The organism is Gemmiger formicilis (assembly GCF_018784445.1).
Classification (GTDB): domain Bacteria; phylum Bacillota; class Clostridia; order Oscillospirales; family Ruminococcaceae; genus Gemmiger.
Genome location: NZ_WQOH01000001.1, coordinates 1 through 18,486, shown reverse-complemented (window position 1 = coordinate 18,486; position 18,486 = coordinate 1). Strand labels below are relative to the sequence as shown.

The following is an 18,486-nucleotide window of genomic DNA, read 5'->3' as shown; positions in this document are numbered from 1 at the left end:
TATACTTATAAAAAGGAGGGCGGCAAAATGGAAAAGAAAATCACCCTGTTTCACGGCTCGGAAAAAGTCATCGAGCATCCCGTGTTTGGCGAGGGGAAAAAGCATAATGATTTCGGGCTTGGCTTTTACTGCACGGAAAGCGAGGCACTGGCAAAGGAGTGGGCCGTTTCCTCTTTGCGGGACGGTTTTGCAAACCGCTATACTCTGGATACGGAATATCTGCGGGTTTTACATTTGAACAGCCCGGACTATACCATTCTCAATTGGATCGCCGTGCTGGTCGAGCATCGTCTATTTTCCATAAAAACGCCGGTGGCAAGGCGGGCCAAGCAATATCTGATCGACAATTTCAGCGTGAACGTAAATGCCTATGATTTGATTACAGGCTACCGCGCCGATGATTCCTATTTCGATTATGCGGAATCTTTTCTGAACAATGCCATCTCGGTAGAGCAGCTCTCGCAGGCGATGCGGCTTGGCAAATTGGGGGAGCAGGTGGTGATCAAGTCGCAGTTTGCCTTTTCCAATCTGAAATTTGAGGGCTTTTCCATCGCAGAAAAAGACAAATACTATGTGCAGCGCAAAGCAAGAAACGATGAAGCAAACCAAACCTATCTAAAAATGCTGGACGATGAGGCAGACGGCATCTATATGCAGGACATTATGAGAGGAGGCATCCGCAGCGATGACCCACGCATACCAAGAAATCTATCTGAGTAATGCGCAGGCGGCTTTGGGGGATGCGTTCGACTATGCGATTCGTGTCTGCGGCGTATCGGGAGAGAATTTTATAAAGCTGTTCACCGTAAGTTCGGTAAGCAAGCATATGGAAAACGGAGAACCCGCGTATTTGGCAGGGAAGAGCGGCATTGAACTGGCTGCGCAGATCCTTGCGGAGACGACCGGGATGACAGAACAGCCGGAACAGCCGGAACGGTATGCGCGTTCCTGCGAATATTGGATCGGGTGGGCGGTTGCGTATTATCAGTGGTACTCCGGGCGAAAGTACAGCGAGATTTTCGAGGTGCTTTCCTTTGTGGAACTGGAAAAAATATATTATACCCTGCACGAAGCGGACGTCAGCAAATTTGCCGAGATTGCGGATGCCCGCATCCGGGAGCACTTTGCGGAAACAAACCTGAAGCGCATCCGCACGGCCTACGGCTGTTCGCAAGCCGAGCTGGCGAAAAAATCCGGCGTCGGCCTGCGCTCCATCCAGCTGTACGAACAGCGGCAAAAGGACATCAACAAGGCAAGCGCGGAGAGCTTGTATAAGATTTCCAGAGTGCTTGGCTGCGCGATGGAGGACTTGCTGGAAAGATAAAAACACGGACTTTTATCCGGTGGGCGCGGATGAAAGTCCGTGTTTTTGTGCGGGCGCGGTAACGGTTTACCCGTTTATAGAATGAACGGGTAAACAGTTATATTTTTAAAATAACATACTATGTTATTGACATTTCCCCGCGTTCAGTGTAATATAAAAATGTATTCTTACAATACACAAAGTCGAATCAGGTCCGATACACCTGTATGATGCGCCGACTTGCCTTTGGTCTTTGCTGATGGTTTTGCGCATCATGGACCCACACATGAGTAATCCTTTTGAAAGTGTGTGGCAACGTATCTGAATGTAGCCGGACATACTGATAAAATGCCGGAGAGTTGATTCCTCTAAAAAGAATCCGACAGAGCCTTACCTGCCGTAGAAGAAGAAAGAAAGGCTGCACACATAAGCAGTAAAAAAGTGTCGGAGAGAAATCTCCAAAGCGGTCACACATAAGACCTTAAAAAGTGTATTCGCCGAGTGCCGCGCCCCGTGCGGGCGGGCAGGAGGCGGCCTAGCTTCAACAAGAAATACAGATAAAGGGGGCGGTTGTGTCTGGGCAGAAAGAACAAGAAATATTATAAAGACCTGCACCAACAGGCGTATGACCGCCTGACCTGGATGCAGGCCTTTGGCGAAAGCAAAAAAGAGGCTGTGAAAAACGGTACGGACGGGCAGAAGATATTTTCTTTCAATACTTATCAATCGTACTGGAAACACACAAAATATTTTCTTTCTTATATTAAAGAAAAGCACCCGGAATGTACGACGCTGAAGAGCGCAAAAAAGTATGTGAACGAGTGGCTGCAAGCGCGCGCCGACCAAGGGCTGTCCGCATGGACGGTTCAGCTGGAAGCCAAAGCGCTGGGCAAACTGTACGGCATAAACCCGGAAGATGAAAACTACTTTAATCCGCCGAAGCGAAACCGCGAGGACATCAAGCGCAGCAGGGGAGACCGCGTGCGCGATAAACATTTCTCGGTTACGAACAACGATGAACTGATTAAATTCTGCAAAGGCACAGGGCTGCGCCGCAGCGAACTGGGGATGCTCAAGGGCGGAGACCTTGTTACAAAAGAAGAAATCGAGCGGGAAATTGCTGCGATCGAATCCGTACCGGTACAGGAAAGAACGCCCGCAGAAGAAAAGCGGCTTGGTGTTCTGCAAGATACCCGCCTGTTTGACTGCTGTTATTATATCCACGTCCGAAACGGCAAGGGCGGCCGGGAGCGAGTAAGCCCCATTGTCGGGAAAAATGCGGCGCAGATCGTCGAGCGCATCCGAAATACGCCGAACGACGAGAAGGTCTGGCAGCACATCCACCAGAGCGCTGACATCCACGGCTACCGCGCCGAATATGCAACCGACATCTACCGCGCCCATGCAAGACCCATCGAAGAAATCCCCTACGACAGGGTCAACAAGGGAACGGGGCGTAAATTTCAGAGTGATGTCTACACCTGCCGGAAAGATGAATCCGGGAAAAAACTGGATAAGAAAGCCATGCTGATCTGCAGCAAAGCGCTGGGGCATAACCGCATTGAAGTCGTGGCAAACAATTATATCCGAGGTCTGTAAAAATGCCGGAGTTTAAGAAAAAGACTGCACTGGGTCTGCGGGATCTGCCGGAGTATGGGCAGGAATGTACGCATGTGCTGCTGACCCACAGTGAGTATGATGGTTTGCTGGCGAAAGTGGCCTGCGCGGAAAGAGATGCCCGCGCGGTCTATACAGCGGCATCTCAAAAGATTGCACAAGCCGAAAGAAATTCGGCGCAGGCAAAAGAAGCTGCTTACGCAGAAGTGGATGCGGTACAGAAAGACTTGGAAGAAGCCTGCCGTAAAATAGAGTATCTGAACGGCTTAAATAAAAACCTGCTGCGCATCGCGCGGGAGCGCGCCAACGCAGACAGAAAGCTCCGCCCCAAGAAAACGCATACAGGATATGTGGTACTTACCTCATCAGAAAAAGAGTACCGCTATAAAACCATGCGAAAAGAAAACGCTGTGGCAGGGCTGTGGGAGACCGCGCTGCAAAGCCCGTATTCCGTTGATTTTACAGAGGAACAGGCAAGAGCGCTGACGGAAGAACTGGTGCAGCCGAACGAAAACGGTGAAACGATTGTCGGGCGCATTGGCATTGATACCTATTATCATGGCAGCTATGAGGACTTGCTGCACGACCAGCGGCGCAGCGGCAGACAAGCGGAAGACTTAAATATTATGCTGAAACCGAGACTGCGCGCTAACTATAAAACCGGTTACTGGGAAGTGATCTTCCTGCACACAAAGCCGCTGGGGCTTGTGCCTGGGGATATGCGGGCTCGAGGATAAAAATAAAACAGCAGGAACTGTCCGGACAGTTCCTGCTGTTTTTATACTGCGACAACAGACAGCTGTCTTTCCTGTTCTTTGAGATATTATGTCATCATGACATAATATCATGTTTGATTCGACTGCTTTTTCAAGTTTCTTGTACCGCCTGTACCAAAAGTAAGGGCTCTTCATTAAGTATCAAAACTCATTGACAAAGAGCTGGGTTCCGCTGTATAATGTTATATCAAATTAAAGGAACGTCAGGAGTGATACTGTATGTCCGTGTACGGCTACTGCCGCATTTCCACACCACAGCAAAATATCGAACGCCAGGTGCGCAACATTACCGCCGCCTACCCAACGGCTCATATCGTCCGTGAGGTCTATACAGGAACGGCCTGCCGCGGACGGCAGGAGCTGGACAAGCTGCTGCACTGTGTACAGCCCGGGGATACCATTGTGTTTGACAGTGTTTCCCGCATGAGCCGCAGCGCCGAGGAAGGCTGTGCACTCTATGAAACACTGTACAACCGCGGTGTGACGCTCTGCTTTTTGAAGGAGCCGCACATCAACACGGACACCTACAAACAGGCTCTGCAGCGGCAGATCAACTCATCGCCGAAGACCGGCAGCGCCGCAACAGACCGTTTTGTTTCCGGCGTCATGGATGCGCTGAACCGCTACACGGCGGACCTGGCCGCCGAGCAGATTCGTCTTGCCTTTACCCAGGCGCAAAAAGAGGTGGACGACCTGCACCAGCGCACCCGCGAGGGGATCCTGACGGCGCGCCTGAATGGGAAACAAATCGGTCAGATGCCCGGCCGCAAACTTACCATAAAAAAATCTGCCCCCTGTAAGGAGCAGATCAAAAAATACAGCCGTGATTTCGATGGAACTCTCACTGATGCGGACTGCATCAAGCTGATCGGCATCGCACGCAATACCTATTATAAATACAAGCGGGAGCTGCGAGAAGAACTCACTCGGAATATGGAATCCTGAAATAGTCCAAATCTGTTTTTTGGAAATTAGTGGGGCTATGGCGAGCGTTTTTGTGTTTCTGGAGGCATTTAACCGTAAAGGGGCTGCTGCACTTGGATTTTTTCCTTGTGCAACAGCCCCTTTTGTTACCTGTATCGTGTGGGAAGAAATGCTACGGCGAGATCTTGCGTGATGGGATTTGTGTAGATTTCGCTCTCTACGTCATAAATGGTGCGGATGGTCTCCTTGGTAATCAACTTGTTGGGCGCACCCTCTGCCACGATGCGCCCCTGCTTCATGGCATAGAGATAGTCGCAGTAGCGGGCGCTCAATTCGATATTGTGCAGTACACATAGGGTGGAAATGTTCAAATCTTTTACAAGATTCAACACTTCAAACTGAAATTTAATATCAAGGTGGTTGGTGGGTTCATCCAGAATCAGTAATTCCGGCTGCTGTACGATAGCGCGGGCCAAAATCACCCGCTGCTTTTCGCCGCCGGAAAGCGAGAGATAACTGCGCTGCCGCAAAGGGTATAGCTCGGTCTTGCGCAGCGTATCCTCCACCAACTTGTAGTCGGCTTCGGAATAGCTCTCCATCATCTTTTTGTGGGGCGAACGCCCCATAAGCACCATGTCCTGCACGGAAAAATCAAAAGCAAGTTCATTGAACTGCCCTACAACGGCAATGTGGCGGGCAGCCTCTTTGGGGCTCATCTTAGTAACATTTTGACCGTTCAGCAAAACCTCGCCGGAATCAATGGGGTTGACCCGGTAGATGGCTTTCAGCAATGTGGATTTTCCGCAGCCGTTTGGCCCGATGATGCCTACACTCTGCCGCTCGCCTACATGGAGGCTGACGCCGTTTACGATCTTGGCTTTGCCCAGCGTCACATGGACATCTTTTACAGCAAGCTCCAACTTATTTACCTCCAAAGCCGTAATCTTTTTTCAGCAGCATATACAGGAACACCGGCGCACCCAGCGCGGCGGTGATAATACCCACCGGAACTTCGGAACCGCTTACCAGCGAGCGGGAAAGCAGGTCGGTGAGCACCATAAAGATGCCGCCGAACAGGATGGTGTAGGGAGTCAACACACGATGGTTGGCACCAAAGATTGCTCTGGCAATGTGGGGAATCACCAAGCCGACAAAGCCGATCATGCCGCAACCGGAGACCAGAATACCGGTAATCAGGCTAGCAATGATCAGATAGATTCTGCGCCAGAAAGTAAGATTGATACCCAGCGTGGTGGCGGCTTCTTCGCCCATCAGCATCAGGTTCAAGGTGTTGCTTTGGGTCAGGAAAAACAGGGCGGTCAACGCCACAATCACCAAAATAACCGGCACTTTTGACCATGTGGCAGAAGCCGTGCTGCCCATGATCCAGAAAGTAATGTTCTGCAATGCCTGTGCATTGTTGGCAAAGTAGATCATGATATTGGAAAAAGCCGAAAACATCGAGTTTATGACCGTGCCGGACAGCACCAGCTTGGCACCCGTGGCATGACCGCCGATATTGGCAAAAAACAATACCAGAAAAGAAGCAAGCAGCGCCCCGGCAAAAGCGCAGACCGATACGCTTGCCTGCCCGATAAGCGGCAGGGTGCCGACACCAACCATCAGTGCAAAAGTAGCGCCCAGTGTTGCACCTGACGAAATACCCAGAATATAGGGGTCAGCCAGAGGGTTTTCCACCGCGGCCTGCATGACAATGCCGCACAGCGAAAGGCCGATGCCCACGGCAGCAGCAATCAGTGCGCGCGGAAAGCGTATCATCCACACAACATTGAAATAGGCAGATGGGATCTCTGCATAACCTGCTAATTTTACATGAAAAAGACGCTCCATCAGAATTTTGAAGGTATCCGAAAGCGGTATCTCCACCTGCCCGGTGGATGCCGAAAGCAGAATACTAAGTACCAGCAATGCAAGCAAAGCTGGAATATAAATCAGTTTTTTGGTTTCCGTTTTTTTCTTCAATTTTCCGGTTGACACCTCCGCGAAAGTATGGTATAGTAACAAGCCGTGAAGATTAGTTAAGACTAACCGAGATTATAGCATACTTCCCGCAAAAAGAAAACAGTTTTTTGCAGGGAAATTCTTACAATCAGGTTACGAAAGCCTGAATAATGGGAAAGGAAATGTATATGAAATTCAAAAACATGATGACGGAAGGCACCTGCTTGGTACTGAGTGCCGCGCTGCTGGCCGGATGCGGTGCTTCTGCATCCGAAACCTCTTCCGAATCGGCATCTTCTGAGGCGGTCGCCACAGAAGAAACAGCTTCGCCGGAAGTGGCAGAGGACAGCTATTACCCTGTCAGCGTGGATACCTACACCGTTTCATCTGACGGCGCAACATGGACCCCCGTTACCACAGAATACACGGCAGAGCCTCAGCGCGTGGTGGCGAACAACCAGGGCACCGCCAATTTGTTGATTCGTCTGGGGCTCGCTGATAAGCTGGTTGGCGTGGCCGCAGTCTATGGCCCTGCCCCGGAGGATGTGGCTGAGCAGTTCAATGCTGTGCCCGTCATTGCAGAGGGCTACGCCTCCAAAGAGGCTGTGCTGGGAGTAGATCCGGATTTTGTTGCTGGCCGCGGCGACCTGTTTGTGGATGGTGACTACGGTGTAGGCACCACGGAAGAACTGGCCTCGGCAGGTATTGCCAGCTATATTACCCATGTAGGCGAGACCGGCGCTAACTTCCAGTCTTTCCTGACCGACATCGACAACTTAGGCGTAATTTTCAATGTGCAGGACAAGGCTGCCGAGCTGAAAGCCTACTATCAGGATTATGTGGCAGCACTCCAGAGTGATGAGCGCTGGGCAGGCAAGACCACCAAGATGGCTGAGGTTTCTTGGATCGAGGACGGTATGCCGGTCTTTGGCTCGGCTGCTACGGAAAGTTTGCAGAACGAAGCCTTTGCGATGATTGGTCTGGACAACATCAACGAGGACTGCGATGGTTCGCAGGTCAGCATTGAAACGATCATTGCAGAAGATCCCGAAGTCATCGTTCTGTTTGACTATGAGGGTGGCCCGGACATGGATGAAATGATCCAGTCGCTGTATGATAATGCGGCATTGCAGGACATCAGCGCGATCAAGAACAAGAAGGTCATTTCGCTGGACTTTAATGCTATTTACGGCGGCAGCGGCGACCTCTATACGGCAATGAGTGACCTCGCCGATGAATTTTACGGTGCTTGATTAGAATGCTGAACACCTGCAAAGGGTAAAAGTATAACGAGCTAATGCCTATTGTACCATGGCACAAATACATGATTTCAGAGTGCGACTGCCCCAAAGATTTGGAAAATAATATCTGGATTCATTAATTTGAAGCTGACAACCAAAAGGGGCTGTTACATATCCCCCTCTAAAAAAGAAAGACCGAAGTAAAGGCCCAAAAAGGGCTTTACAACTTCGGTCTTTTGCTTTAAGTTGATAAGGCATACCTAAATTTCTGATTTTTGAAGAATTGGAAAACAGGCTCCGAAAATGCAAGAAAAGTTTCTGTTTTTCCCAAAAAGTCGTTTGAAAAAGTTGCACGTTTACAGAAAAAGTCCCTTGAAAAAGTTGTGATTTTCTGCTATACTGCAAACAAACCACAAGGGGGAACCACTATGCTGCGCCGAAAAATCGAGAAAACGCTTCTGGATTGGAAGAACACGCCCAATCACAAGCCGCTGATTCTGAAAGGCTGCCGCCAGTGCGGCAAGACATACTCTGTGCTCGAATTTGCCAAAAAGAATTACGCACACACTGTCTATCTGAATTTTTTCGAAAATCCGCAGTTTGTTTCAGTGTTCTCTGGCTCATTGGAAGTGGACAACATTACAATGCTTCTGTCTGCCCTGATGGGGCAGGATGCCGTCTTTGAGTCTGGAAAGACATTGCTTGTGCTGGATGAGATTCAAGATTGCCCGGACGCGCGTACAGCTTTGAAGTTTTTCAAACTGGACGGCCGCTATGATGTGATTGGTACGGGCAGCTTGTTAGGCGTCAAGGGGTACGGCAGCAAGGAACCGAAGTCAATTCCCGTCGGATACGAGACCGTGCTCGACATGAGCCCTTTGGATTTTGAGGAATTTCTCTGGGCCAACGGCATTACAGAGCAGGTCATCGCCTTTCTGCGCCAATGCCTGCAAAACGGCACGCCTGTGCCGGAGGCGCTGCACCAGCGTATGCGGGAACTTTTACTGCAATATACCGTTGTAGGCGGTATGCCGGATGCCGTGCAAACTTTTGTAAATACAAAGCGCATGGACGATGTTTTGCAGATTCAGCGTGATATTGTGCGCTCTTATGAAGATGACATGGTAAAATACGCCGACCGAAAGGATAAGGCCGTTATCCGGGAATGCTTTCAGTCTATCCCCAAGCAGCTGAGCAAGGAAAACAAAAAATTTCAGTATTCCGTCGTGAAAAAAGGCGCTACCGCTTCCAGGTTTGCGGGCAGCCTGCAATGGATCGAGGATGCAGGCATCATTACCCGTTGCTACAACCTTTCCATCACGGAACTTCCGTTGGACGGAAATGCAGACCAAGATGTTTTCAAGGTTTACATGAAGGACACCGGACTTTTCGTCTCGATGCTGGAGGACGGCACGCAGTTTGACATTTTACAGGGAAATCTTTTGGGCTACAAAGGCGCCATCTTTGAGGGGTTGGTTGCCGACATCTTCTCTAAAATGGGCCGCAAGCTCTATTATTTCCATAAAGATTCCGGTCTGGAGGTTGACTTTATTATCCGCTTCCACGGAGAATGCACCCTTGTCGAGGTAAAAGCTGTTTCCGGCAATACCAAGAGCTCCAAGACCATTCTGCGCCATCCCGAGAAATACCACGTATATCATCTGATAAAGCTTGGTGACTACAACGTAGGCCGCGAGGAACAAATCCTGACGCTGCCCCTGTACATGGCATTTTTACTGACGGATATATAGTAAACGGGGGAGATATTATGACATGATGTCATAATATCTCCCCCGTTTACTATAGCACGCATTATATTTTTTGTCGAGTATACTTGACGGAATCGCCTTATTTTTGTCAAATATATTCTGCAATATAATTCTGATTTCTCAGTTAAAATTCCTATACCCCTTGAAAACACTGGTGTTTCCAGCGTTTTCGTCACCTTGGTTTGGCCCTTTTCCCTCATTTTTTCCCTTGCGAGAAGAAATGAGGGAAACTTTTTTCAGGCCGTCCCTACAACCTTATCCAGTAGCCTTGCGGAAGTTCGCTGGGCCTCTCTGGTGGCGTGGGCGTAAATGTTCATCGTGGTACTTACATCAGAATGTCCCAGCAGCTCCTGCACATCCTTGGGGGCTGCCCCGTGAGAGAGAAGGTTGGTCGTATATGTATGTCCCGCTTGTGTTCCACCCAATACTCACTGACAAGCTGGGCCGCGATGCTTTCAAGCTGTTCCGCCAGGTTGTTTTCGGGCGGCGTTCCAAACCGCTCGGCAAGCGCCTGGGCCACCGCCGCCTCATGCTCCGGGCGAAGCTCCCACAGAAAGGGGTGGCGGGAATTTTTCCGCAGGCCGGTATCGGAAATGTCGAACACATACCGAAGCCTGGGCTTTTCGCGGGAATTGTCCACAAGGGCGATGCCCTTGGAGCCGCGCCGCACATACCGGCGCATGGTGTCGTTCCAGAGGTCATATTCCGCACAGGCCGTTGCGTCCGGGCGCTGGGCGAAGATCATAAGCTGCTCGTGGAAGGGGTACTTATACAGCCGGGAGGCGGTGGTGAGAAATGCTGTCCACCTCTGCCAGCTATCCGTCAGATGGGTGGCGGTGTAGCTGGCCATCGCGCTGTAAAACTGGACCTTTGATGTCATTGGTGTTCCTCCTTTCTCCTGTTTTCAGGCAAAGAAAAAGCAGGAAACCATTGCTGATTTCCTGCTGGGTAACTTTTAACGGAGCAGAGGCATACTGCCCGTGAGTTTATTTACTTTCTTTTTCGGTCCACAGATAGCAATGCCAATTCTTCCCGGTCAAACAGCATCTCTGCGCTGCCGCCATCCACCACCGCATACACGGTCAGATCCCGCTCGTAAAGCTCCATCGCCCGCTCTTTGGAAAGGGGGAGCATATCCCCGTCCCGGTAGCCGCACTTTTCCAGGTCGTCCAGCGTGAGCATCGGGTCCGGCATGGGGTACTCATCCAGCGCCTGCTCCGGGGCATCCGGCAGCATGGTACTGGAGGACAGCTTCAACGGCGTGCGTGCCGGATCTGCAGCAGCCCACGGAGGAGATTCTTTCCCTGTGCGACGCCTGCTGCAAGGACCTGAACGAGGTCCTTGACCGTATGCGCACCGGCGGCGAGACGCCCTTCCCCCGCAAAAAGGACTGCTGAACGTCCGATTCCCGGCATTTCTTGCCTTGGGCGGCAAATTGACCCGAATTTTGCAAAAACATTTTGAAGAAATGCTTGACATTGACTTCCCCCTGTGGTATTATAATTCTTTCAGTCGCGCTGGTAGCTCAGCTGGATAGAGTGTCTGACTACGAATCAGAAGGCCAGGGGTTCGAGTCCCTTTCAGCGCACCAAAGATAAAAGCTCTACGGAGGGCTTTTTCTTTTTTTGTCTGTTCCCGGGTTGCCGCCACAACGGCCGTTCCCGTTTGTAAAAACACGAATCTTGTACGGTCTAGGATTGACGAAATGGTACACAATTTTCTTTACAAGGAATCGTGCACTTCGTGTGTTGCCGGGGCGCGGCCGGGACGGTACAATAAAAGTATCTTATAACAAGCGGCAGGGAGGGCCCGGGATGAAGCTCTGGCATGGCATTGTGTTGGGTGTAATTTTTTTCTTCCTTGGCTATCAGATAGCCGGGGCACTGGGCATCCCGTTGGATGCACGCAGCCTGGCTTTTTCCGGTCTGCTCACTCTGCTTGTGGCGGCGGTGCTTTTGATGCGCCTGCCCGTCGGCCAGCGTCACGCCCTGTTCCGGGTGCGGCGGCAGCTGCTGCCCTGGACGCTGGCACTCCTTGCGGGGAAACTTCTGTTTTGTCAGCTGTCCATGGTGCTGTCTGTTATATTCAACTACGACGGCGGAAGCAGTACCGCGACCGATGGCGTGCTGCCGGTACAGTTTTTATCCGTGGCCGTGTTGGGGCCCATCAGCGAGGAACTGATCTACCGCGGCGGCCTGACCCAGGGTCTTTGCAGAAATCTGCCCTGGGAGGGCGGCATCGTGATCCCTGCGCTCATCTTTTCCGTAGGGCATGCGTGGCCCATGTGGCCACAGACCTTCCTCACCGGGCTGCTGCTGGGATACCTGTGCTGGTACACCGGGTCCCTCGGATACGGCATCCTGATCCACATGCTGTACAATGGCAGCGCCTTCCTGGGCATCAGCGCCTATTCCCTGCTCATGTGGAACCGTACCGCAGGCATGATACTGTCGCTGCTGATCGTGGTCACCGGACTGGCGCTGACTCTCTGGGCTCTGCAGGGCTTCACCCGCTGCGTCGACCGGCTCGAGGCCGCCGGGTGACACCGGGAAAACCGGTCATATTCTTTTACAGTATGCTATACGGAATTACAAAGAAACCCGCGTGGCCTTCCCGCGCAGAAAGGATAAATTCCATGTGCCATACCACAGATGACAAGGACCATTTCCGGGAATCTCCCGCCCAAAAGTCCTCGGACGGGAACGGCGATCTCGCTGCCCACGCCCCGGTCCCTGCCGACGGCACCCGGGCAACGCGGGAACTTTCGGAGTCTCCTGCCATGAGGGCCAAACTCCTGGACGGAATGGACACTCCCCTTAAAGACTGCCTGCCGGAGGACGAGGTCATCTGGTAAACCGAAAGCCGCTTTGCGGGACAGCCCGCCAATTCCCGCCTTGACGCCATCCCGGAGTCATAGTTCCCCGTGACGGCGTTTCCGCTTTTTCTTCACACCAAAAAATAAAAAGCGCCCCCGGCACAGCAACGAAAACGGCTGCGCGGGGGGCGTTTTTCTGTTATTGGTTGGATCAAAGACCGCCAAGGTAGGCTTTGCGCACCATATCGGAATTCAGCAGAGCCTGCGCCGTATCCGAAAGGACGATGCGGCCCGTTTCCAGCACGTAGGCGCGGTCGGAATGCCGCAGCGCCACGCGGGCGTTCTGTTCTACCAGAAGAATGGTGGTGCCCATGTCACGGATCTTGTCGATCATATCAAAGATTTCCTTGATGACCAGGGGCGCCAGGCCAAGGCTGGGCTCGTCCAGAAGCAGCAGGCGGGGTTTTGCCATCATGGCGCGGCCGACTGCCAGCATCTGCTGTTCGCCGCCGGACAGCGTACCCGCGATCTGCTTGCGGCGGTCCCGCAGTTTGGGGAACAGCTGGAACACCTGCTCCATGGTTTCCGGGATCTCCTGATCCGGGCGGGTATACGCACCCATGCGGAGGTTATCCTCGACCGAGAACCGCGGGAACACCTGACGGCCTTCCGGCGAAAGGATGATGCCCTTCTGCACCATGACGCGGGTATCTTTATTGGTGATATCCTCGCCATTGAAGAAGATCTTTCCGCCGTCGCAGTGCTTCAGGCCCATGATCGTGCGCATGGTCGTGCTTTTGCCTGCGCCGTTGGAACCGATCAGCGTTACGATCTCCCCTTCATTGACTTCCAGGTTGATCCCCGAGAGCGCATTGATGCTGCCGTAGTTCACCGTCACATTTTCCAGTTTCAGCAGTGCCATGGCTCATTCCTCCTTGCCCAGATATGCCTCGATGACCACCGGGTCCGTCCGGACCTCATCCGGTGTACCGCTGGATATCATACAGCCGTTGTTCAAAACATAAATACGCTCGCAGATGTTCATGACAAACTTCATGTCATGCTCAATGAGCAGGATGGTATATCCCATCTCTTTCAGACGGTATACGATCTGACGCAGTTCCTCGGTCTCCTGCTCATTCATGCCGGCGGCGGGCTCGTCCAGAAGCAGCAGCTTCGGCCGTGTGGCCAGTGCACGGGCGATCTCCAGCTTGCGCTGGGAACCGTAGGGCAGGCTGGTGCCCATCTCGAACCGGTCCTCGTAAAGGCCAAGCAGGCGAAGGATGGTATCCGCTTCCCGCACGCAGCTGGCGCGCTCCTCCTTCTCCTTTTTGGTAAAGAACACACCGGAGAAAATATTGCCCTTGGTCCGGGTGTGCATGCCCACAATGACATTGTCCTGCACCGTCATGCGGGGGAACAGACGGATGTTCTGGAAGGTGCGGGAGAAGCCCAGCTCGGTGATGCGGTAGGGCTTCCAGCCGGTGACGTCCTGTCCCAGCATCTCCACCTTGCCCTCGGTGGGGTTGTACATGCCGGTAATGACGTTGAACAGGGTACTCTTGCCGGCGCCGTTGGGACCGATGATGCCGACGATCTCGCCGGAGTTGACCTCCATGCTGATGTCAGACAGAGCCACCAGACCGCCGAAACGCTGAGTGATGTGTTCTGTTTTCAAAATTCTCTCACTCATTGGCGGCCTCCTTGCTCTTTTCGCGGTGCTCCATGCGCTGACGGATATACTTGAAGTTGATGTCGCCCAGCAGGCCCTGCGGCTTGACCATCATCAGCAGCACAAGCAGCACGCCGTAGATCAGCTGACGGTACTGGGCCAGGTCACGCAGCGCTTCAGGCAGGATGGACAGCGAGATGGCGCCGATAAAGCTGCCTACCGTATTGCCCAGGCCGCCGAAGATCACCATGACCAGCATATCGTTGGACTGTGCGGCAGCAAAGCTGCTGGGGTCGATGTAGCTGGTGTAGGTGGCGTAGAACGCGCCCGCCAGGCCGACCAGTAGGGACGACAGGATAAAGACGATCATCTTGTAGCGGAACACGTGGATGCCCATGGCCTCGGCGGCCAGCTCATCGTCACGGATGGCCAGGATGGCGTAACCAACGCGGGATTTCATCAGGTTGGAGACGACCAGAGTGGACAGCGCCACCAGCACAAGGATCATGAAATAGAACTGCCGGGGGGTGGTGATTTCAAAACCCAGGAAGGAGGGCTTGGGGATGGCCATGATGCCCAGCGGGCCGCGGGTCAGGCTCATCCAGTTCAGTTCCACCACGCGCACGATCTCACAGAAAACCATGGTGATGATGGTAAAGTAGTATCCTTTGAGCTTCAAGACCGGCAGGCCCAGCAGCAGGCCGAACAGGCCCGCCACAACACCGGCCAGGATGAACGCTACAAAAAACGGGACATCATAGGTCGTTGTCAAAATCGCCGCGGTATATGCGCCGATGCCCATGAACGCCGCGTGGCCGAAGGACATCTGGCCCATGTAGCCGACCATCAGGTTCAGGCTGAGGGTGATCATGACGTACATCAGGCAGACGGTGCCGATGCGGATAAAATACTTGGACGGGAACACAAAGGGAAAGGCCACAGCTACCACACAGGCCAGGATCAGCAGCGGAACACGATACCGAACAAGTTTTTCACAGAACTTTTCCATTACAGCGTCCGCCTCCTTTACACTTTATTGATCTGTTTGCTGCCAAACAGTCCGCTGGGCTTGATGAGAAGCACTAGGATCAGCACGACAAACGAAATGGCATCGCGGTAGCCGGAGCTGATATAGCCCGCGGCAAAGGTCTCGATGACGCCGACCACCAGGCCGCCCACCATGGCGCCGGGCAGAACGCCGACGCCGCCCAGGATGGCCGAGGCAAAGGTCTTCATACCGATGGAAGCGCCCATGGTGATATCCACGGTCTGATAGTACATGCCCACCAGGTTGCCGGAAATGCAGGCCAGGACACCGCTGATGATGAAGGTGAAAGCGATGACCCGGTTGACGCTGATGCCCATCAGGCGGGCAGCCTCCGCATTCTGAGAGGTGCAGCGCATGGCCTTGCCGATCTTGGTCTTGTAGACCACAAAGGAGAGGATCAGCATCAGCGTCAGGGCGGTCGCCAGAATGATGATCTGGACCCAGCTGATGACGACGCTGCCGATTTCGATGCGGCCGAAATCAAAGTGGTTGGGGAAGGGCTTGGTCTCGCTGCCGAACGCCAGCATGATCGTGTTGTCGATGATCATGGACATGCCCAGCGTTGTGATAAGGCCGGTCAGTTTGGGGGCCTTTTTGTTGCGCAGCCGGCGCAGGGCCAGCCGGTCCAGCAGGTAGCCCACGCCGCCTGTCAGGATGATACTGATAAAGAACGCCAGGAATGCGTTCATGCCGGTCGCCGAATAGAGCATCAGCGACAGATACGCGCCCAGCATGTACAAGGAGCCATTGGCAAAGTTGGTCAGTTCCAGAACGCCGAACACCATGGTAAAGCCGATGGACACCAATGCGTAGGTACTTCCGATTGTAATTCCATTGATCAACTGCTGAAAAAACACTCGCATCACCGCCTGTCAAACAAAAGCGGGAGAGCCGATCTTATGACCTCTCTCCCGCATGAATTTTTATTCCATCACTTCACGCGAACGAACTGGCCGTCCTGGATCTCGAACAGGTAAATTCCCTTGACCATTTCTTTCTGCTCATTGAACGACATATTGTAGCCGGAAACGCCGGGGTAATCGCGCAGGGTCTTGAGCTCCTCGCGCAGGGCCGGGGTATCGGTGCCAACCTTGGCCACCGCATCCAGCACGATGTTGACCGCGTCAAAGGCGCTGGCTGCGAAACCGTCGGGGACTTCGTTGTATTCTGCGGTGTAGCTGTCCACAAAGTTCTTGGAAGCCGCATCCAGCTCGCCGCTCTCCAGAACAGAGGGCAGGAAGGCGGGAACGCTGCTCATGACGATGGTGCCGTCGATCTTGTTGCCGACAACGTCCAGGAATTCTTCGGTCAGCAGCATTCCGGGGCCAACCAGCTGGCAGTCCATGTTCAGGGCCTTGGCCTGCATGAAGATCTGAGCGCAGTCATTGTAGGAAGCGTTGACGTAGAACAGATCCGGGTCCTGCTCCTTGATCCTGGACAGAACCGGGGAGAAGTCCTTGGTCTGGCCGGGAATGAACGTCTCGGACATGATGACCTTGCCGCCGCCGGCTTCGTACTGCTTGGTAAAGACGTCGGTGGCGATGACGCCGTGGTCGGTGTTCTGATACAGGATCGCCACGTTCTGAGCGCCGAACATCTCGATGAGCGCATCCGCGAACTCAGCGCCCTCGTACTTCTGGCTCATAACGGCGGAGAACATGTTCTCGCCCATGGCGGGGAAGTCGGTGTGGGAAGCGTTGGGGCTGAAGAGCAGCAGGTCTGCCTCTTCAAAGACGGGGGCCGCCGCCATGGCGCAGGAGCTGGAGAAGCTGCCCATGCCCGCGATGACCGTGGGGTCGGAAACGATCAGGTTGGCAACGTTGACGGCTTCCTTCGGGTCGCCCTTGTCGTCCATGATCTCGATGACGTAGTCGGTGCCGTTCTTCTCGTTATACTGCTTGAGGGCCAGCTCAGCGCCGCGGGAAAGGGACTCGCCGTACTGCATCTGGTCGCCCGTCATGGGAAGGAAGAACGCCAGCTTGTTCTTTTCGGTACCGGTGGTCTCACCGGCGGTGCTGCTCTCGCTTGCGGTGCCGGTCTCACCGGTGGAAGAACCGCCGGAGGTGGTATTGCCGCTGCAGCCGGCCAGCATTGCCAGCGACATCGCGGCTGCCAGCGCGCCGCCCGCCACTTTCAAAAGCTTCTGACGTTTCATGTGATATGTCTCCTTTTCACGTGATTTTTTCCGTATTTTTGCGGGGGTAACTCTGCCCTGTTCTTCCCCCGTATTTCTTGATTTCATCACACACACATAATGTCATTTTGTCAACCTTATCTCAACAGTTTCTATACAAATGACAATATATATTTATAAAAATTGTGCACTTTATATTATATAATGTGGGTTTTACGGGGTTTTCGGGGCTTTTCCCGCCGCTTTTCAATTTTATTATGTAATGTTTTCGTTTCTTTTGTTTTTGTGCGCGGCATTTCTTTGCCCGATCAGGATCACAATACCGGCCAAAAATACCAGCACACCGCCCGCTGCGGAAGATAGCGCGGGGACCTGTCCCAGGAACAGATTGCCCAGGATCATGGAAAACAGAATGCCGGAATAGTTGAAGATACTCACCTGCGCCGCCGGGGCATGGACGTAGGCCTGGGTGAGGGCGATCTGCCCCACAAAGGCGAACACACCGATGCAGATCAGCCATGCCAGCTCCCGGGCATCGGGAACTTTGAACTGGGGAAGCATGGCGATCCCCGACGCAATGGTGGAGAACAACGAGAAGAAAAAGACAATGACCTCAGGGGGCTCCCTGTTTTTCAGGGCGCCGATGGCGGTATAGGCCACGCCCGAAAACACAGCCGAGAGGAACGCCACCGCCACCGGGAACCAGTGGGACTGGAAGGTGGGGTTGGACACCAGCAGCGCTCCCCCAAAGGCCAGCCCAAGGGCTACGCCCTGATAGGCTGTGAATTTTTCTTTCAGGAACAGGCACGCCAGGACCGTGACCACAAAGGGCGACATTTTGTTGATGATGGCTACGTCGCCCTGGGCGGCATGGCCCGAAGCGTAAAACAGTGCGATCATTCCCGCATAGCCCGCCGCCGAGCGGAACACCAGCAGACCGCGGTTTTCCCGCTTGCCAAAGGCTGCCAGATTTTTTCTGCGCAGCGAGACAAAGGCTGCGATGCAGGCAAACAGGTTGCGAAAAAACAGCTGCTCAAACAGCGGTATCCCCTGCGCCGTCTTGGCAATGGCGATCTGCATTGCCGAAAAGCCCAGCGCGGACAGGATCATGAGCAGCGCGCCCTTGCCAAACCGGCTCATGACGCATCGCCTGCGATCATCACGTCGATGATGCGCTCATCGGTCTCGACCATGCCCTTGCCGGCAATGTCGCCCACGCCCGCCA

At 53.3% G+C, this 18,486-nt stretch carries 20 protein-coding genes, 1 tRNA gene and 2 pseudogenes; 11 read left to right on the top strand and 12 right to left on the bottom strand.

Annotated elements, in window-relative coordinates; all coding sequences use genetic code 11:
* The first annotated feature begins 27 nt into the window (after positions 1-27).
* The 5 genes from GPK89_RS00110 to GPK89_RS00090 all read left to right on the top strand — a co-directional run bounded on the left by GPK89_RS00110 (position 28) and on the right by GPK89_RS00090 (position 4,641).
* Positions 28-720: a DUF3990 domain-containing protein gene (locus tag GPK89_RS00110; RefSeq protein WP_215690494.1), complete on the top strand. Its 693-nt coding sequence runs from the start codon at positions 28-30 to the stop codon at positions 718-720.
* The gene (locus tag GPK89_RS00105; RefSeq protein ID WP_215690492.1) at positions 686-1,324 is read left to right on the top strand and encodes a helix-turn-helix domain-containing protein; all 639 of its coding nucleotides are present in this window, start codon (positions 686-688) and stop codon (positions 1,322-1,324) included. The genes GPK89_RS00110 and GPK89_RS00105 overlap by 35 nt, the downstream gene beginning before the upstream one ends.
* A gap of 549 nt (positions 1,325-1,873) precedes the next feature.
* Positions 1,874-2,902, top strand: coding sequence for a hypothetical protein (locus GPK89_RS00100; protein WP_215690490.1), 1,029 nt, complete (start codon positions 1,874-1,876; stop codon positions 2,900-2,902).
* 2 nt (positions 2,903-2,904) lie between these two features.
* A complete protein-coding gene (locus GPK89_RS00095; RefSeq protein WP_215690487.1) occupies positions 2,905-3,657 on the top strand; it encodes a hypothetical protein in 753 nt (250 codons plus the stop codon).
* Positions 3,658-3,915: 258 nt separating this feature from the next.
* Positions 3,916-4,641, top strand: a complete 726-nt coding sequence (locus GPK89_RS00090; protein ID WP_215690485.1) for a recombinase family protein — start codon at positions 3,916-3,918, stop codon at positions 4,639-4,641.
* Positions 4,642-4,766: 125 nt separating this feature from the next.
* Here the strand turns inward: GPK89_RS00090 and GPK89_RS00085 are convergent, their stop codons facing one another.
* Positions 4,767-5,540: an ABC transporter ATP-binding protein gene (locus GPK89_RS00085; protein WP_215690483.1), complete on the bottom strand. Its 774-nt coding sequence runs from the start codon at positions 5,538-5,540 to the stop codon at positions 4,767-4,769.
* A 1-nt stretch (position 5,541) separates the two neighbouring features.
* Positions 5,542-6,603: a FecCD family ABC transporter permease gene (locus GPK89_RS00080; RefSeq protein ID WP_215690481.1), complete on the bottom strand. Its 1,062-nt coding sequence runs from the start codon at positions 6,601-6,603 to the stop codon at positions 5,542-5,544.
* Positions 6,604-6,770: 167 nt separating this feature from the next.
* Here GPK89_RS00080 and GPK89_RS00075 point away from each other — a divergent pair, with 167 nt between their 5' ends.
* Positions 6,771-7,835: an ABC transporter substrate-binding protein gene (locus GPK89_RS00075; protein WP_215690479.1), complete on the top strand. Its 1,065-nt coding sequence runs from the start codon at positions 6,771-6,773 to the stop codon at positions 7,833-7,835.
* A 416-nt stretch (positions 7,836-8,251) separates the two neighbouring features.
* Positions 8,252-9,574 carry an ATP-binding protein gene (locus tag GPK89_RS00070; RefSeq protein ID WP_215690477.1) on the top strand — a complete coding sequence of 441 codons (1,323 nt, stop codon included), beginning with the start codon at positions 8,252-8,254 and terminating at the stop codon, positions 9,572-9,574.
* A 254-nt stretch (positions 9,575-9,828) separates the two neighbouring features.
* On the opposite strand, the pseudogene GPK89_RS00065 reads toward GPK89_RS00070, so the two are convergent.
* The 4 genes and pseudogenes from GPK89_RS00065 to GPK89_RS00050 all read right to left on the bottom strand — a co-directional run.
* Positions 9,829-10,005: pseudogene (locus GPK89_RS00065) on the bottom strand (tyrosine-type recombinase/integrase); the annotation flags it as partial.
* A pseudogene (locus tag GPK89_RS00060) lies at positions 9,996-10,472 on the bottom strand (hypothetical protein); the annotation flags it as partial. The pseudogenes GPK89_RS00065 and GPK89_RS00060, both read right to left, overlap by 10 nt.
* 75 nt (positions 10,473-10,547) lie before the next feature.
* Positions 10,548-10,607 (bottom strand): hypothetical protein, encoded by a 60-nt coding sequence (locus GPK89_RS16560; protein WP_346344807.1) that lies wholly within the window; start codon positions 10,605-10,607, stop codon positions 10,548-10,550.
* Positions 10,583-10,849 carry a hypothetical protein gene (locus tag GPK89_RS00050; RefSeq protein WP_430750588.1) on the bottom strand — a complete coding sequence of 89 codons (267 nt, stop codon included), beginning with the start codon at positions 10,847-10,849 and terminating at the stop codon, positions 10,583-10,585. The genes GPK89_RS16560 and GPK89_RS00050 overlap by 25 nt, the downstream gene beginning before the upstream one ends.
* Positions 10,850-10,857: 8 nt before the next feature.
* On the opposite strand from GPK89_RS00050, the gene GPK89_RS16475 reads away from it, so the two are divergent.
* From GPK89_RS16475 to GPK89_RS00035, 4 genes are all read left to right on the top strand, one after another.
* Positions 10,858-10,989 carry a hypothetical protein gene (locus tag GPK89_RS16475; protein WP_275951410.1) on the top strand — a complete coding sequence of 44 codons (132 nt, stop codon included), beginning with the start codon at positions 10,858-10,860 and terminating at the stop codon, positions 10,987-10,989.
* Positions 10,990-11,106: 117 nt separating this feature from the next.
* Positions 11,107-11,183: transfer RNA gene (locus GPK89_RS00045), tRNA-Arg, on the top strand.
* Positions 11,184-11,406: 223 nt separating this feature from the next.
* A complete protein-coding gene (locus GPK89_RS00040) occupies positions 11,407-12,135 on the top strand; it encodes a CPBP family intramembrane glutamic endopeptidase (RefSeq protein WP_215690473.1) in 729 nt (242 codons plus the stop codon).
* Positions 12,136-12,227: 92 nt separating this feature from the next.
* On the top strand, positions 12,228-12,446 hold the full coding sequence (locus tag GPK89_RS00035) for a hypothetical protein (protein WP_215690471.1): 219 nt from the start codon (positions 12,228-12,230) through the stop codon (positions 12,444-12,446).
* Between the two features lie 172 nt (positions 12,447-12,618).
* Here GPK89_RS00035 and GPK89_RS00030 read toward each other — a convergent pair whose 3' ends face one another.
* The 6 genes from GPK89_RS00030 to GPK89_RS00005 form a co-directional block, all read right to left on the bottom strand.
* A complete protein-coding gene (locus GPK89_RS00030; RefSeq protein ID WP_215690519.1) occupies positions 12,619-13,323 on the bottom strand; it encodes an ABC transporter ATP-binding protein in 705 nt (234 codons plus the stop codon).
* A gap of 9 nt (positions 13,324-13,332) precedes the next feature.
* Complete coding sequence (locus GPK89_RS00025) at positions 13,333-14,100, bottom strand: ABC transporter ATP-binding protein (RefSeq protein WP_215690470.1); 768 nt, start codon at positions 14,098-14,100, stop codon at positions 13,333-13,335.
* Positions 14,093-15,088, bottom strand: a complete 996-nt coding sequence (locus GPK89_RS00020) for a branched-chain amino acid ABC transporter permease (RefSeq protein ID WP_215690468.1) — start codon at positions 15,086-15,088, stop codon at positions 14,093-14,095. The genes GPK89_RS00025 and GPK89_RS00020 overlap by 8 nt, the downstream gene beginning before the upstream one ends.
* 17 nt (positions 15,089-15,105) lie before the next feature.
* A complete protein-coding gene (locus tag GPK89_RS00015) occupies positions 15,106-15,984 on the bottom strand; it encodes a branched-chain amino acid ABC transporter permease (protein WP_215690466.1) in 879 nt (292 codons plus the stop codon).
* A gap of 74 nt (positions 15,985-16,058) precedes the next feature.
* Positions 16,059-17,282, bottom strand: coding sequence for an ABC transporter substrate-binding protein (locus GPK89_RS00010; RefSeq protein ID WP_215690464.1), 1,224 nt, complete (start codon positions 17,280-17,282; stop codon positions 16,059-16,061).
* Between the two features lie 234 nt (positions 17,283-17,516).
* Entirely contained in the window at positions 17,517-18,401 is an 885-nt protein-coding gene (locus GPK89_RS00005) for a DMT family transporter (protein WP_215690462.1), read from the bottom strand.
* Positions 18,402-18,486: the final 85 nt, after the last annotated feature.

Bases quoted from the DNA above. Each gene is read 5' to 3' on its own strand.
- GPK89_RS00075 (WP_215690479.1), top strand. From the start codon at position 6,771: ATGAAATTCAAAAACATGATGACGGAAGGCACCTGCTTGGTACTGAGT.
- GPK89_RS00005 (WP_215690462.1), bottom strand. From the start codon at position 18,401: ATGAGCCGGTTTGGCAAGGGCGCGCTGCTCATGATCCTGTCCGCGCTG.
- GPK89_RS00070 (WP_215690477.1), top strand. From the start codon at position 8,252: ATGCTGCGCCGAAAAATCGAGAAAACGCTTCTGGATTGGAAGAACACG.
- GPK89_RS00025 (WP_215690470.1), bottom strand. From the start codon at position 14,100: ATGAGTGAGAGAATTTTGAAAACAGAACACATCACTCAGCGTTTCGGC.
- GPK89_RS00010 (WP_215690464.1), bottom strand. From the start codon at position 17,282: ATGAAACGTCAGAAGCTTTTGAAAGTGGCGGGCGGCGCGCTGGCAGCC.
- GPK89_RS00090 (WP_215690485.1), top strand. From the start codon at position 3,916: ATGTCCGTGTACGGCTACTGCCGCATTTCCACACCACAGCAAAATATC.
- GPK89_RS00040 (WP_215690473.1), top strand. From the start codon at position 11,407: ATGAAGCTCTGGCATGGCATTGTGTTGGGTGTAATTTTTTTCTTCCTT.
- GPK89_RS00035 (WP_215690471.1), top strand. From the start codon at position 12,228: ATGTGCCATACCACAGATGACAAGGACCATTTCCGGGAATCTCCCGCC.
- GPK89_RS00110 (WP_215690494.1), top strand. From the start codon at position 28: ATGGAAAAGAAAATCACCCTGTTTCACGGCTCGGAAAAAGTCATCGAG.
- GPK89_RS00095 (WP_215690487.1), top strand. From the start codon at position 2,905: ATGCCGGAGTTTAAGAAAAAGACTGCACTGGGTCTGCGGGATCTGCCG.
- GPK89_RS00020 (WP_215690468.1), bottom strand. From the start codon at position 15,088: ATGGAAAAGTTCTGTGAAAAACTTGTTCGGTATCGTGTTCCGCTGCTG.
- GPK89_RS00105 (WP_215690492.1), top strand. From the start codon at position 686: ATGACCCACGCATACCAAGAAATCTATCTGAGTAATGCGCAGGCGGCT.